Annotated in this window: 13 protein-coding genes; 5 read left to right on the forward strand and 8 right to left on the reverse strand. The window is 62.3% G+C overall.

The window, feature by feature from the left end:
• Positions 1-575 precede the first annotated feature (575 nt).
• The 8 genes from ACQ4WZ_RS24715 to ACQ4WZ_RS24750 are packed head-to-tail and all read right to left on the reverse strand — an operon-like array spanning position 576 to position 7,515.
• Entirely contained in the window at positions 576-1,031 is a 456-nt protein-coding gene (locus tag ACQ4WZ_RS24715; protein WP_101483918.1) for a nuclear transport factor 2 family protein, read from the reverse strand.
• The gene (locus ACQ4WZ_RS24720) at positions 1,028-1,795 is read right to left on the reverse strand and encodes an SDR family NAD(P)-dependent oxidoreductase (protein ID WP_101483917.1); all 768 of its coding nucleotides are present in this window, start codon (positions 1,793-1,795) and stop codon (positions 1,028-1,030) included. The genes ACQ4WZ_RS24715 and ACQ4WZ_RS24720 overlap by 4 nt, the downstream gene beginning before the upstream one ends.
• The gene (locus ACQ4WZ_RS24725) at positions 1,792-2,343 is read right to left on the reverse strand and encodes a DUF3833 domain-containing protein (protein WP_243857852.1); all 552 of its coding nucleotides are present in this window, start codon (positions 2,341-2,343) and stop codon (positions 1,792-1,794) included. Before ACQ4WZ_RS24725 ends, ACQ4WZ_RS24720 begins: the two co-directional genes overlap by 4 nt.
• Positions 2,344-2,357: 14 nt before the next feature.
• Positions 2,358-3,620 carry an MFS transporter gene (locus tag ACQ4WZ_RS24730; protein WP_436574736.1) on the reverse strand — a complete coding sequence of 421 codons (1,263 nt, stop codon included), beginning with the start codon at positions 3,618-3,620 and terminating at the stop codon, positions 2,358-2,360.
• On the reverse strand, positions 3,617-4,165 hold the full coding sequence (locus ACQ4WZ_RS24735) for a chalcone isomerase family protein (RefSeq protein ID WP_436574737.1): 549 nt from the start codon (positions 4,163-4,165) through the stop codon (positions 3,617-3,619). The genes ACQ4WZ_RS24730 and ACQ4WZ_RS24735 overlap by 4 nt, the downstream gene beginning before the upstream one ends.
• 2 nt (positions 4,166-4,167) lie before the next feature.
• Positions 4,168-5,394: a class I SAM-dependent methyltransferase gene (locus ACQ4WZ_RS24740; RefSeq protein ID WP_436574801.1), complete on the reverse strand. Its 1,227-nt coding sequence runs from the start codon at positions 5,392-5,394 to the stop codon at positions 4,168-4,170.
• A gap of 26 nt (positions 5,395-5,420) precedes the next feature.
• On the reverse strand, positions 5,421-6,215 hold the full coding sequence (locus ACQ4WZ_RS24745) for a DUF1365 domain-containing protein (RefSeq protein WP_133988618.1): 795 nt from the start codon (positions 6,213-6,215) through the stop codon (positions 5,421-5,423).
• Positions 6,205-7,515, reverse strand: coding sequence for an NAD(P)/FAD-dependent oxidoreductase (locus tag ACQ4WZ_RS24750; RefSeq protein ID WP_436574802.1), 1,311 nt, complete (start codon positions 7,513-7,515; stop codon positions 6,205-6,207). Before ACQ4WZ_RS24750 ends, ACQ4WZ_RS24745 begins: the two co-directional genes overlap by 11 nt.
• A 202-nt stretch (positions 7,516-7,717) precedes the next feature.
• Between ACQ4WZ_RS24750 and ACQ4WZ_RS24755 the strand changes: the two genes are divergently transcribed.
• From ACQ4WZ_RS24755 to rpoH, 5 genes are all read left to right on the forward strand, one after another.
• Positions 7,718-8,668, forward strand: coding sequence for a MerR family transcriptional regulator (locus tag ACQ4WZ_RS24755; RefSeq protein WP_436574738.1), 951 nt, complete (start codon positions 7,718-7,720; stop codon positions 8,666-8,668).
• Positions 8,669-8,833: 165 nt separating this feature from the next.
• Positions 8,834-9,892 carry a signal recognition particle-docking protein FtsY gene (ftsY, locus tag ACQ4WZ_RS24760; RefSeq protein ID WP_101483911.1) on the forward strand — a complete coding sequence of 353 codons (1,059 nt, stop codon included), beginning with the start codon at positions 8,834-8,836 and terminating at the stop codon, positions 9,890-9,892.
• An 8-nt stretch (positions 9,893-9,900) separates the two neighbouring features.
• Positions 9,901-10,644: a cell division ATP-binding protein FtsE gene (locus tag ACQ4WZ_RS24765; protein ID WP_133988619.1), complete on the forward strand. Its 744-nt coding sequence runs from the start codon at positions 9,901-9,903 to the stop codon at positions 10,642-10,644.
• Entirely contained in the window at positions 10,641-11,561 is a 921-nt protein-coding gene (gene ftsX, locus ACQ4WZ_RS24770; RefSeq protein WP_101483909.1) for a permease-like cell division protein FtsX, read from the forward strand. Before ACQ4WZ_RS24765 ends, ftsX begins: the two co-directional genes overlap by 4 nt.
• A 486-nt stretch (positions 11,562-12,047) precedes the next feature.
• Positions 12,048-12,941, forward strand: coding sequence for an RNA polymerase sigma factor RpoH (gene rpoH / locus ACQ4WZ_RS24775; protein WP_070222520.1), 894 nt, complete (start codon positions 12,048-12,050; stop codon positions 12,939-12,941).
• Positions 12,942-12,971 lie beyond the last annotated feature (30 nt).

Here is a 12,971-nt window from a genome sequence, read left to right on the forward strand (position 1 = left end):
CATGGCATGCTGGCACCCGTTGTATTAGTGCAACAGTATCAGGCGAGTGATTAAAACGTCAACATGCTTTACCCGTCATTTGCCCTCAAAGATTTACGCGACAAAGCGCACAATTTGTCAGGCGATAATGGATAAACGGGACGAAGCATACACGGCATCGCCGATGTTTGCTGCCGAATGCCCAAAAACGGGAAATAATGCGCGCTTTTTTGGTGCGTTGCCGCATTATTCAGGGGCGTAGGCACAAATTTTCACGTCGACGTAGGCCCCCAAAAAATAGCCAGAGTGACAATGAAATTACTGACTTTCCGGTAATTTAAATTGCTCACATAGAAATGTTTTCCCTGTTTACCAGCGCATGCGCCAGCGACCCGAGCGAAGCGGATGAGGACGACTCTTGCTTGCAAATTGCGCATCAATTGAAACAATTTCTTACAATGTTGCCTTCTAAATATTTTGACAAATTTGTGTCAAAAAAACGACACTTTGAGCGAAATCAAGTTTTTACGCGCCCGAATCCGCACAATTTACTTTTTCTTTTTCGCATTTTTTGCTTAAAGCATGAAGAAACAATACTAGCGCTGGCTGGCCCGCCGGAGCAGGCGCATGAGGCCGCCCAGCAACGGCAATTTTTCATACAATTCTTCCGCCGCATCCCAATAATCGCGGTGCATAAGCACCCGTCCCTGCGCATCGAAGCGCACATGGGTTGCGCCACGAATACATTGATCGCCAGAGACCAGTCGTTTCATGCGGAAGCGAAACTCCCACGTCAGGAACGCCTGCTGCCCCTGCCCCAGGCTTTCCAGCACGACAAACCGGGGCGCGTCGACTTGCACGAACATGTGCTCGAAGATGGCCAGGATAGCGGCATGCCCCACCACCTCGTTGAAAGGATCCTTGAAATGGGCGTCCGGCGCATAGACGGCGCCCAGTTGCGCCAGGTTTTCGAGGCTCAGGTGCTCATAAAACGCCACCAGGCGCGCCAACGCCTCCTCCACGCGCTCCGTCTCCGGCATGCTTGCGCTCATACACCCGTCACTTTGCGGATCAGCCAAAAATAGGCGCGGTACGGCAACAGCCGCGCCAGGCGCAGGGTATTCGTAAAGCGTTTGGGAAAGTGGATGTGAAACTGGCCCCGCTCGATGCCGTCGAGCATGGCGGCGGCGGCATCGTGCGCCGTCATCAGGGCGGGCATCTTGAAATCATTGTCCGCCGTCAGGGGCGTGGCGACAAAACCCGGGTTGATTTGATACACATCAATCCCGCGTGGATGCAAATCCAGATACAGCGACTCCGTCAGGTTGATCAGCGCCGCCTTGCTGGCGCCATACGCGAGCGCCTTGGGCAAGCCGCCATAGCCGGCCACCGAGGCGACGATGCCGATGCCGCCGCTACCCTGGCGCAACAACCACGGCAAGGCCTGCTCCAGGCAATTGAAGACGCCGCCCACATTCAAGGCCAGCAAGCTCTGGGCAGCCTCAAGATCGAAACTATCGGCGCGCATGGCCTGATAGCCGCCGGCCACCACCAGTATCAGGTCGATATGCGTCCACTGCAGCTGCAGCTGCGCGCAGACGCCCCGTAGCTGCGCGGGCTGGGTGATATCGAGCGGCAATGCCTGCGCCAGCGGCTGTCCCTGGCACAGCTGTTCCAGGCTGGCGCGATGGCGGGCCGACAAGGCTACGCACGCGCCCTGCTCCAGCAGCAAGGTGGCGCACGCGGCGCCGATGCCGCTGGACGCGCCGATGATCCACACGCGCTTGCCGGCCCAGCTGGTGATCTTGCGATTCATGGGACCGCCTGTGGACGCTTGCTGAACGATAAAGTGACGGCGCCCAGGCTGAAGCCGAATTTGCTCATGGCAGCGCGGTTGAGCATGACCTTGTCATCCATCAGGAACATCCAGTCCTCGAAGTCGACGTGGTAGACCGTGCCATCGACGGGCAGCGCCAGCACGTATTGCCAGCGCAGCGCATTACCGGCCACTTCGCCGATGGCCTCGCCGACCACGTCGGGCGCCGTGCCGATGAAGCGCCCGGGCGCCGTCTTGCGCAGGGTCCACACGCGCCGCTGGCGGCTGCCGTCCGAATACGTGAAATCCTCGTCCAGGGTGCCCGTCTCGCCCGCCCAGCTGGCCCGCATCACCACCGTGAAGCGCTTGACCACCTTGCCCGACCGGTCCTGGAAGATGCCGTGGGCATCGAGCGTGCCATTGAAGTACTGTTGCAGATCCAGCACGGGCAGTTCCTGCGCGTACATGGCCGGTGTGGGTGGCGTGGAACAGGCGGCCAGTGCCAGCAGCAAGGCCGTCGCCGTGATGCCGCGTTGGCAGGATCTCATGAGGTGCATAGTCGCTACTCCCTGTTTTCACTATATATATGTTGTAAAGGCGCGCGCCACAGCAGCAGCGCCGCCAGCAGTTTCAGGGCGCAGGGCAGCAAGGCGTAGGCTGCCGACAAGGCTGGCAAGCCGCTGCTGCTGCCCGGCACATAACCAAGCCAGGCCAGCAGGGGCAAGGCAATGCCGGCCGCCAGCGCCAGGCTCATCTGCACGCCCCAGTTCCACCAGCCGAAATACGCCGCCTCATGCCGCCCGGCGTGGCCCGCCGCGCCGATCAACCCTGCCAGCAGGGCCGGCGGCAAGGCCAGGTCGGCACCCAGCGCCAAGCCCGAAAGCAAGCAGATGCTGGCAAAGCCCCAGGCGGCGCCCGCGTCCAAGCCATACGCCCAGACAAACACGCTGGCCGCCAGCAGCATGGCGCCGCCCCAGGCGCGCGCTTCGCCAAAGCGGCGCGCCAGCGCCACCCAAAGGGGCATCGAAGCGGCTGCCGCGCAAAAATACACAATCAGGAACGGCCCCGCGTAATGCCCCAGGCGCAAATAATCGCCGGCAAAGAACAGGAACAGGGTGGCGGGGATGGCGGCGGCTACGCCATTGACGAGCAAGACGGCGAACAGCCAGCGAAATGCGCGCTGGCGCAACGGGACTTTCCAGCCACTGCCGACGATCACGTCCCCGGCACTGCGCGAGGTCGGCCGCGGCGCGCGCGCCAGCAACAGCGCGCCCGTCGCCAGCAGGCAGACGGCAAAGGCCAGCGACAAGCCGTCATAGCCGAGCACGGAAGTCAGTGCCGCCGCCAGGATAACGCCGAGCAAGCCGCAGCCTTCCCGCACGGCCGCCACCCGCGCCCGCTGCGTGGGCGCCTGACTCAGCGCCGCGCCCCAGCTCTGGTGCGCGATGCCGGCCAGGCCATAGGCGGAATACACGAGCAACAAGGACGCCAGGAACCATGCCAGGGTCGCCCCGTGCGACAGGAGCGGCGGATGGAACAGGGCGCCAAAGCCCAGCAGCAGCAAGGGCAGCGCGGCACCGACCAGTACGGCATAGCTGCGCCCGCCGCGCGCCATCCAGGCGCCCATGGCGGGATCGATGAAGGCGGCGGCGATGCGGGCCGCCAGCAGCACGGCGCCGATTTGCGCCAGATCAAGGCTGCTGCGCTGCGCATAAAATGGCGCAACATATATATAGATGGGCAACGCCAGCATGGCCAGCGGCAAACCGAACAGGCCATAACTGAACAAGGCAGGCAAGGTCAAGGCGCTGGTCCCGCTGCTCATGGCAGCGGCGCCGCACTCTGCAGCAAGGCCGCCCGCAGCTTCGGCGCCGTCGACTCGGGCGACAGCCAGATGGCGAAGAAAGCGCGCGCGAAGTCGCCATCGCTCACATCGGCCAGCATCTTGCCATCGAGATAAAAGCGCACGCCGGGTGCGATGCCGGCCCGATAGGCGCCCGCGATACGCTGGCCTTCCTTGACGTCCGGAAAGATGCGCTGCATGGTGGCCAGCCACGCCAGGCGCTGCTGTTCCGTTCCCACGCCCAGTTTTTGCATCTGCTCATAGCTGGCCTCGGCAATCTTCTTGCCATCGAGGGCGCGCGCGTAGCGCAATTCCAGCACAAAAGGCGCCGTTGCCGACGCCGCGCCCTGGTAGCCTTGTGCGCCCACCCACAGTTGCGCTCGATAAATACGCATGCCGAACCACGTATAGTCGCCCTCCCCCGCCAGGCGGGCCTCGGGCACCTCCACATTCACAAAGGCCGGGGGCGCGGCCACGGCACCGTACATGGTCAAGGACAGCACAACAGCAGTAAGCAAGCGGCGCATGATCACTCCTTGACCAGGGTAAATTGCATGACGTCCGTGTTGTGCGCCTGGAAGGCCGCTTCGCAATAGGCCAGGTAAAACTCCCAGGTCAGCAGGAAACGGCCATCAAAACCCTGCTTTTCCAGCGCCGTGCGCTGGGCCAGGAAGCTGGCGCGCCACAGGCGCAAGGTTTCCGCGTAATCGAGGCCAAAGCTGAAGGCGTCCACTACGCGCAAGCCCTGCGCCTCGGCGGCACGGCGAAACTCGGCCGGCGAAGGCAGCATGCCACCCGGAAAAATGTATTGCTGGATGAAGTCAGTGCTCTTGCTGTAGCGCTCGAACAATTCATCGGCGATGACGATGGTCTGGATGCAGGCACGCCCGCCGCGCTTCAAGTTGTGCGCCACGCAGGCGAAATAGCCGGGCCAGTAGCTTTGCCCCACCGCTTCGAACATCTCTATCGAAGCGATGGCGTCGTACTGGCCGTGGCTGTCGCGGTAATCGCACAGCTGCAAATCGGCCAGGCTGGCCAGCCCCGCCTCGTGCAGGCGCTGGCGCGCATACGCCAGCTGTTCGGTCGACAAGGTCAGGCCCGTCACGTGGGCGCCATAGTCACGCGCCGCCGTTTCCGCAAAGCCGCCCCAGCCGCAACCGATTTCCAGCACGCGCTGGCCCAGCTGCGGCTGCAGCTGCAGCTGGTCGGCGATGCGCCGGTATTTCGCCAGCTGCGCCTGTTCCAGGCTGGCGCCTTCAGTAAACAGCGCGCTCGAATACGTCATCGACGGGTCCAGCCACAGCTGATAAAAGGCGTTGCCAATGTCGTAATGGGCGTGGATATTCTTCTTGCTGCCGGCGCGCGAATTGCGGTGCAGCAAATGGCGCACCTTATAGATCAGGTTGCCCCACCAGTTGCCATAGATCAAGGACTCGATCTGCGCACGGTTGCGTATCATCAATTCGATCAAGCCCGGCAAATTGTCGGTGCGCCAGTCGCCCGCGATAAACGTTTCGGCAAAGCCGATGTCGCCCGAGCGCAGAACGGCCGAGCACAGGCGCCAGTTGTGCAAATCCAGGGTGACGGGGTGGCTGCCATCGCCGTACAACAAGATACTGCCATCCGGCGTGCGCAGGCGCAGGGCGCCATATTGTAATTTCTGCAGCAGGCGCAGAATCATGCGCCCGGTGGCGGGCAGGTCCAGATGCGCGTGGTCGCTCAGGTGATCAGGACGTACACTGCTGCGCGCATGCATGCCGGTCGGTAGGGAGTCAGAGCTCATCAGGAGACCTTTTCTTGTGGAGGGTGGGGTTTGCTGAAAAACGGCACGCGGCGCAGCCACAGGCGCAAAGCTTGCCAATGGATGCGCACCATCACGCCAAACGTCATCAGGGGGTAACGCAGCAAGGCCCAGGCAATGGCGCCGTCGCGCAGCGGCTGCGCCGTGCCGGACAAGCTCGTTTCCAGAATCGGACCGTCGAGGTCGTCGTAATCGACCCGGGCCAGGTGGCGCTCGCCGCCCTTGTCGTTGTTGCGCAGGAAACGGAAACGGTACTGTCCTTCCACCTTGCAAAATGGCGAGACATGGAAAATCTTCTTGGCGCGCAACTCACTGCCATAGGCGATGGCGCCGCCCTGTTCGAGCAGGTACAGGTGGCGCTCGCCAAAGGTATTGCGCACATCGCACAACACGGCGCGCAGCGCGCCATCCGGGCGGTGGCAAAACCAGAAACTGACGGGATTAAAGACATAGCCGAACATGCGCGGCATGGTTTGCAGCCAGATTTCGCCGTCCGCGTCAGGCACGCCATGCTGGCGCAGCACGCCGTCGATCCACTCCAGCAGCGGCGTCGTGCCATCGCCATGGTCGCTGTCGCGGAAGGCCAGCACGTTGGCGCCATTGCGCGAGATCAGGCGGGCAGGAAAGTCGTGCGCGCCCATGCTGCGCAAGGGCAGGCGCAGATAAAACATGCCGTAACTAAAAGCATGCGCGCGCGGACGCAGCCGCGCATGGCGCACCCGCCCAAGGCACAGCTGCGGCTGCGGCGGCACGGGCGGCGAGGGATCACGCGGCATGGCCGAGCTCCGCCGACGCCATGCCGTTCAGCGCTTCGGCCACGCCCAGGCCCGACTTCAAGCCGTCTTCATGAAAACCGTAGCCCGTCCAGGCACCCGCAAACCACGTGTGCTGCGCTCCCTGGAACCCGGCCAGGCGCGCCTGGGCGGCAATGGCGGCGCCGTCGAACACGGGGTGGGCATAGGAAAACTCATCGATGATGGACGCCGGATTGGGCTCGTCGAGCGGATTGAGCGAGACGATGACGGGCGTGCTGAATGGCAGCGGCTGTAACTGGTTCAGCAAATAATGTACGCATACCTGCGGCGCATCGCCGTGCGCAGCCGGCCTGCCCTGATAATTCCAGGCCGACCAGGCCTTGCGACGCTGCGGCAGGCAGGATGCATCCGTATGCAGCACAGCGCGATTGGGCTGGTAGCGCACGGCTTCGAGCACACCGCGCTCGTCGTCGCGGATATCGGCCAGCAAGGCCAGCGACTGGTCGCTGTGGCAAGCGAGCACCACATGATCAACATGCTCGACGCCAGCGGCCGTGTGCAGCTCGACCATGCGCGCGCCGCCGTGCAGCTGGCGGCGCACGGCGAGCACCGGGCACGCCAGGCGCTGCTGAGGGATGCCCGCCAGCAGTTTTTCCACATAAACACGCGAGCCGCCGCGCACCGTGCGCCACTGGGGCCGGTCACTCACTTGCAGCAAGCCATGGTTGTGGCAGAAACGAATAAACGTCGCCAAGGGAAAGGCCAGCATCTGGCGCGCCGGGCACGACCAGATGCAGGCAGCCATCGGCAACAGGTACCAGTGGCGGAATTCGTCACCATAGCCGTGCAGGTCCAGGAACTCGCCCAGTGACATGGCCGGCGCCGGAACGCTCGCCGTGGCCAGGGCGCTGGCCTGACGGTTGAAGCGCACAATATCGCGCAGCATGCGCAGAAAGGCGGGGCGCAGCAGGTTGCTGCGCTGGGTAAACACGGTATCAAAATTGGCGCCCGCCCATTCCAGCACGCGGGCATCGGGCGTAGTGCCCAAGGGCATTTTCACGGAAAACGACATATCGCTGTCGGCCGCCTCGACGCCCAGTTCCCGGAACAGTTGCACCAGGTTCGGGTAAGTGGCGTGATTGAACACGAGAAAACCCGTGTCGACGCCATGCGTGACACCATCAAGCGTAACGTCCACCGTATGGCTGTGACCCCCAAAATAGTCACCCGCCTCATACAAGGTCACGTCCTGGCCGGCCTGCGCCAGACGATAGGCACACGACAAACCTGCTATTCCTGCACCGACGACGGCGATCTTCATGGCTGCACCCGTTTCATATTTGTCCTGGACAAAATAAGTTTTCTGCATAGTCAGTCAAATATTGATCTATGTCAATGAGGGCGCTTGCCGCTCACAAACTTATACGCTGGCAACTTTCAATCGGATTCAGCTATTTGGTCCCGGGCGATGGAAGGCGTAAAATGCTTCCCACGTTCTTTTGGCATGCGAGCAAGCCCTCTGTATGGATACTGATTTGCAACCGCTGCACCCCCCTTCCGCCTTCAGCATCAGCGACGTCGAGCGCGACACGGGGCTGGCCAAGGAAACCTTGCGTGTCTGGGAACGCCGCTACGCCTTTCCCCAGCCACAGCGCGATGCCTTTGGCGAGCGCAGCTATCCGGCCGAGCAAGTGCAAAAATTGCGCATGGTCAAGCGCCTGCTGGATCTCGGATTTCGCCCGGGCAAAATCATGCAGCACAGCACCTTGCAACTGCAGCAACTAGCCAGCGCCGGCAACGCGGCGCCGCCTTCGCCGCAACCGCAACTGGCGTACTACCTGTCCCTGTGCCGTGGCCACCAGATGGCGGAACTGGCCGGTGCCCTGCGCCAGGCCTTGGCCGTGCTGGGCTTGAAAGCCTTTACCATCGACGTCATAGCGCCCCTCACGGCCATGGTTGGCGAAGCGTGGGCCTGCGGCGAATTGGCCGTGTATGAAGAGCATCTATATAGCGAAACCTTGCAGACGGTAATGCGCCATGCCATTTTTTCCCTGCCGCAGGCAAGCAGCCCGTCCACGCGCACGCCGCGCATCGTCCTCAGTACCTTGCCGCAGGAACGTCATGGCCTGGGGCTGCTGATGGCCGAGGCGCTATGTGCGGCGGCCGGCGCCCACTGCATGTCGCTGGGGGTGGAAACGCCGCTGACCGACATCGTCGCGGCCGCCCGCGTGCAACGGGCCGACATCGTGGCGCTGTCGTTTTCCAGCGCCAGCAAGCAAAAGCAGACGCGCGACAGCCTGCAGCAGCTGCACGGGTGCTTGCCGCCAGACATGGAATTGTGGGCTGGCGGACGCAGTCCCGTGCTGACCAGGCAACCGCCGCCCTTTTTGCATGTGCTGGACTTGCGGCAAGTCGACGAAAGCATCGCCGACTGGCGCCGCCGCCACCAGGCGCGCGCCCTGCAAACACACTGAACCGGCTGGAAAGCGGAGCAACTGCGGCGATCTCCGTGGATAGCCGCGCAATGTTGCCAATCGAACAGTAAAGCATGAAGGGCCGGGCGCGCTCTGGTAGAATAGCCCGTAACAACAGTGTCCGGCGCCGCCGGGCCTTAGGTCAGCACCCGCCACCACACATCCATGTTTAGTTTCTTCAAGAAAAAACCCGTCACTCCCGAGGCTGCGCCAGCCGAGCCCCTCGTCCTTCCCGCCGCCACGCCGCCTGCCCCGCAGCCTGCCGCTGCGCCGCTGAGCGGCGCGCCGGCCGAGCTCGTGCCCGTCATCGTGGCCGCTGAACCCGAGAAAAAATCGTGGATGACGCGCCTGAAAGCGGGCCTGTCGAAAACCTCGAACACCTTATCCGTGCTGTTCGTCGGCGCAAAGATCGACGACGCCCTGTACGAAGAGCTGGAAGCGGCCCTGCTGATGTCCGACGCGGGCATCGACGCCACCGAATTCCTGCTCACGGAATTGAAGAAAAAAGTCAAGGAAGACAAGCTGCTCGACGCCGCCGCCGTGAAGGCCGCGCTGAAGGTGCTGCTGATCGACCTCCTGAGCCCGCTGGAAAAGCGCTTCGAGCTGGGCCGTCACAAGCCCCTGGTGATGATGATTTCCGGTGTGAATGGCGCCGGCAAGACCACCACCATCGGCAAGCTGGCCAAGCACATGCAATCGAACAACCAGTCCGTGCTGCTGGCCGCCGGCGACACCTTCCGCGCCGCCGCGCGCGAGCAGCTGATGGTCTGGGGCGAGCGCAACAACGTCACCGTGATTTCGCAGGAATCGGGCGACCCGGCCGCCGTGGCCTACGACTCCGTGCAATCGGCAAAAGCGCGCGGCATCGACGTGGTGATGGTCGACACGGCAGGCCGCTTGCCGACGCAGCTGCACCTGATGGAAGAATTAAAGAAAATCAAGCGCGTGATCGGCAAAGGCATGGAGGGCGCGCCCCATGAAACCCTGCTCGTCATCGACGGCAACACGGGCCAGAACGCCTTGACGCAAGTAAAGGCCTTCGACGATGCCCTGCAGTTGAGCGGCCTGGTAATCACCAAGCTGGACGGGACCGCCAAGGGCGGCGTGCTGGCGGCGATCGCCCGCGTGCGCCCCGTGCCCGTGTATTTCATCGGCATCGGTGAGAAAATTGAAGACTTGCAGCCTTTCGTGGCTGCCGAATTTGTCGAAGCGCTGCTCGGATAAGCCTATACATGATTGAATTTCAGCACGTCTCCAAGCAATACTCCCCCGACGCCGTGGCGCTTAGCGACATTTCGCTCAGTATTGCCAAAGGCGAGCTGGTCTTTCTGGCCGGCCCGTCCGGTGCCGGCAAATCCACCCTGCTGAAAATGATCGCCGCCATGGAACGCCCCAGCTCGGGCAAGCTGATCGTCAATGGCCAGGACATGGCGAAGATCAAGCCGGCTGGCGTGCCGTTTTTGCGCCGTAACATGGGCTTGATCTTCCAGCAACAAAAACTATTGAACGACCGCTCCATCCTGGCCAATGTCATGCTGCCACTGCTCGTCGTCGGTGCGCACAAGGCGGCCGCCGAGCAGCGCGCGCGCGCCGCGCTCGACAAAGTGGGACTGCTGGACCGCGCCATGGCGCGTCCCCTGTCGCTGTCGGGCGGCGAACAGCAGCGCGTGTCCATCGCGCGCGCCATCGTCAACCGGCCGCAAATCATCCTCGCCGATGAACCGACGGCCAACCTGGACCGCGCCAGCGCCAACAAGGTGCTCGACGCCCTGAAAGCCTTTCATTCCGTGGGCGTGACCTGCCTCATTTCCAGCCATGACGAACAGATGCTCGACGCCGCCGCCCGCGTGATCCACCTGAAAAACGGCCAGCTGGTAGCCATCGACAAGGCCACGCAAGCACCCGTCTTCGCGCCGCCCGATCCCGATTTTGCCCCGCCACCTGGCCCGGATGACACGCAGGGAGAACAGGCATGAGAGGCTGGTTCCGTCAACACCGCTTCGCGCTGGGTTCGGCGCTGATTCATTTGCGCAAGTCGCCGGGCGGCTTCCTATTGAACGTGCTGGTCGTCGCCATCGCCCTGTCGCTGCCGTTCGCCGGCCTGACCATGCTCGATAATGTACGCCCCATGTCGGAACAGATGTCGGTCGATCCGGAAATCAGCGTTTTCCTGAAGATCGATACGCCGCGCGAGCAAGCCGTGGCCCTGGCCAGCGCCATGCGCAAGATCGTGGGCGAGCAAAAGGCGAAGATCGTCTTCATCCCGCGCGAACAGGCACTCGACACCCTGAAAAACAAGAACGGCCTGGCCGACGTGCTCAGCACTCTGGGCGACAATCCCCTGCCCGACAGCTATGTGCTGAAACTGGACGCATTCAGCAGCGCCAGCGAAGCGCAGGATGTCGATGCGGTGGCGGAACAGTTGCGCCATCTGCCATTCGTGGAATCGGCGCAAGTCGATTCGGCCTGGGTCAAGCGCCTGGCGGCTCTGCTGGGCGTGCTGCGCCTGGTGCTGCTGCTGCTGGCCATTACCCTGGGCGTGGCCGTGATCGCTGTTGTCTTCAATACCATCCGCCTGCAAGTAATGCAGCAGCGCGATGAAATCAGCATCTCGAAATTGATCGGCGCCACCGACACCTTCATTCACCGCCCCTTCTATTACACGGGCGCCCTGCTGGGCTTGTGCGCCGGCGCGCTGGCCCTGGGCGCCGTGGCGCTGGCCTTGCATCCGCTGAACACGGCGATTGCCGAGTTTGCCCGCCTGTATGCGTCCGAATTCCAGCTGGTGCCGCTGGCACCACTGCCGATGGCCGGCTTGCTGGCCGTCAGCGCCGGCCTGGGCCTGATTGGCGCCTTCCTCTGCGTACAGCGCCACCTGGCGCGCCTGAACTGACCGTCACTCCCACGGCGGCGCCCCTGGCGCCGCCGTGCGCCTCACCCTCTCCTTGTTTTTTACCATCCACGCCATGCTGTGGTTATCTTGATATTTAGCAAGTATCCTTAAGGTTCGCTTCAGCCAGAGGCCGTAGACTAGCCATGTTGTCGTAGCGAGCCGTGCAGCCCTCTCAGGCGCGAGCGGGCAGGCGCACACACTGCAGCAACCATGCGCCCTGGCGGCGCGTTTTAGATAAATTATCAACTAGCAAACCGCCATAGCATTTAGGCTATCAGGACGATTAAATGTGCTGATTGGCACTCTCAAGCAGAGAGTGCTAATATAGGGACATACCAACAGCAGAACCGCCATGAGCGCCAGATATAGATGGAGCCGCGATCTGCAAGTGCAAGACCGAATACGCAAAACGAACAGACTATCGGGCCACGTCGCGTGACATGGCCAACTGGAACAAAGCAAGACTACGAGGGAGAAAACATGACTATGATGTCCGCAACATCCGCATTGGTTCCGACCAAAAGTAATGCGCTGGGCCTCGGGTTCACTGGCAATCTGGGCAATATCGACGCCTATATCTCGGCCGTGAACCGCCTGCCCATGTTGACCCACGACGAAGAAATTTCGCTGGCGAAACGCCTGCGCGAAAAAAATGACCTGGCCGCCGCGCAAGAGCTGGTGCTGTCGCACCTGCGCCTGGTGGTCTCGATTGCCCGCGGCTACCTGGGCTATGGCTTGCCACATGCCGACCTGATTCAGGAAGGCAATATCGGCTTGATGAAAGCCGTGAAACGATTCGATCCGGACCAGGGCGTGCGCCTGGTGTCGTACGCCATGCACTGGGTGAAAGCCGAGATGCATGAGTACATCCTGAAAAACTGGCGCCTGGTCAAGGTTGCAACGACGAAGGCACAGCGCAAGCTGTTCTTCAACCTGCGCAGCCACAAGACGGGCCTGGACGCGATGACGCCGAAACAGATCGATGCCTTGGCCAAGCTGCTCGACGTGAAACGCGAAGAAGTGATCGAGATGGAAACGCGCCTGAGCGGCCGCGACATCGCGCTGGAATCGCCGACCGACGATGAAGACGACAAGTTTTCGCCGATCGCCTACCTGTCGTCGGAGCAAAGCGAACCGACCAAGGTGCTGGAAGCGGAACAAGTGACGCGCCTGCAATCGGAAGGCCTGGAAACGGCACTGTCCAAGCTGGACGCCCGTTCGCGCCGCATCATCGAAGCGCGCTGGCTGGCCAACGACGACGGTTCCGGCGCCACCTTGCACGCTTTGGCAGAAGAGTTCGGCGTATCGGCCGAGCGCATCCGCCAGATCGAAGTGGCGGCGCTGAAAAAAATGAAGGGCGCGCTGGCAGCTTACGTATAAAGAAAGCCATTCCGCAATGCAAAAGGCGCC

The organism is Janthinobacterium darwini, assembly GCF_051380905.1.
Classification (GTDB): Bacteria; Pseudomonadota; Gammaproteobacteria; order Burkholderiales; family Burkholderiaceae_D; genus Janthinobacterium.

What these genes read in the sequence shown, in the direction of transcription:
- ACQ4WZ_RS24750 (WP_436574802.1), bottom strand. Translation starts at nt 7,515, where the DNA reads ATGAAGATCGCCGTCGTCGGTGCAGGAATAGCAGGTTTGTCGTGTGCC.
- ACQ4WZ_RS24755 (WP_436574738.1), top strand. Translation starts at nt 7,718, where the DNA reads ATGGATACTGATTTGCAACCGCTGCACCCCCCTTCCGCCTTCAGCATC.
- ACQ4WZ_RS24725 (WP_243857852.1), bottom strand. Translation starts at nt 2,343, where the DNA reads ATGAGATCCTGCCAACGCGGCATCACGGCGACGGCCTTGCTGCTGGCA.
- ACQ4WZ_RS24740 (WP_436574801.1), bottom strand. Translation starts at nt 5,394, where the DNA reads ATGCATGCGCGCAGCAGTGTACGTCCTGATCACCTGAGCGACCACGCG.
- ftsX (WP_101483909.1), top strand. Translation starts at nt 10,641, where the DNA reads ATGAGAGGCTGGTTCCGTCAACACCGCTTCGCGCTGGGTTCGGCGCTG.
- rpoH (WP_070222520.1), top strand. Translation starts at nt 12,048, where the DNA reads ATGATGTCCGCAACATCCGCATTGGTTCCGACCAAAAGTAATGCGCTG.
- ACQ4WZ_RS24720 (WP_101483917.1), bottom strand. Translation starts at nt 1,795, where the DNA reads ATGAATCGCAAGATCACCAGCTGGGCCGGCAAGCGCGTGTGGATCATC.
- ftsY (WP_101483911.1), top strand. Translation starts at nt 8,834, where the DNA reads ATGTTTAGTTTCTTCAAGAAAAAACCCGTCACTCCCGAGGCTGCGCCA.
- ACQ4WZ_RS24765 (WP_133988619.1), top strand. Translation starts at nt 9,901, where the DNA reads ATGATTGAATTTCAGCACGTCTCCAAGCAATACTCCCCCGACGCCGTG.
- ACQ4WZ_RS24730 (WP_436574736.1), bottom strand. Translation starts at nt 3,620, where the DNA reads ATGAGCAGCGGGACCAGCGCCTTGACCTTGCCTGCCTTGTTCAGTTAT.
- ACQ4WZ_RS24735 (WP_436574737.1), bottom strand. Translation starts at nt 4,165, where the DNA reads ATGCGCCGCTTGCTTACTGCTGTTGTGCTGTCCTTGACCATGTACGGT.
- ACQ4WZ_RS24745 (WP_133988618.1), bottom strand. Translation starts at nt 6,215, where the DNA reads ATGCCGCGTGATCCCTCGCCGCCCGTGCCGCCGCAGCCGCAGCTGTGC.
- ACQ4WZ_RS24715 (WP_101483918.1), bottom strand. Translation starts at nt 1,031, where the DNA reads ATGAGCGCAAGCATGCCGGAGACGGAGCGCGTGGAGGAGGCGTTGGCG.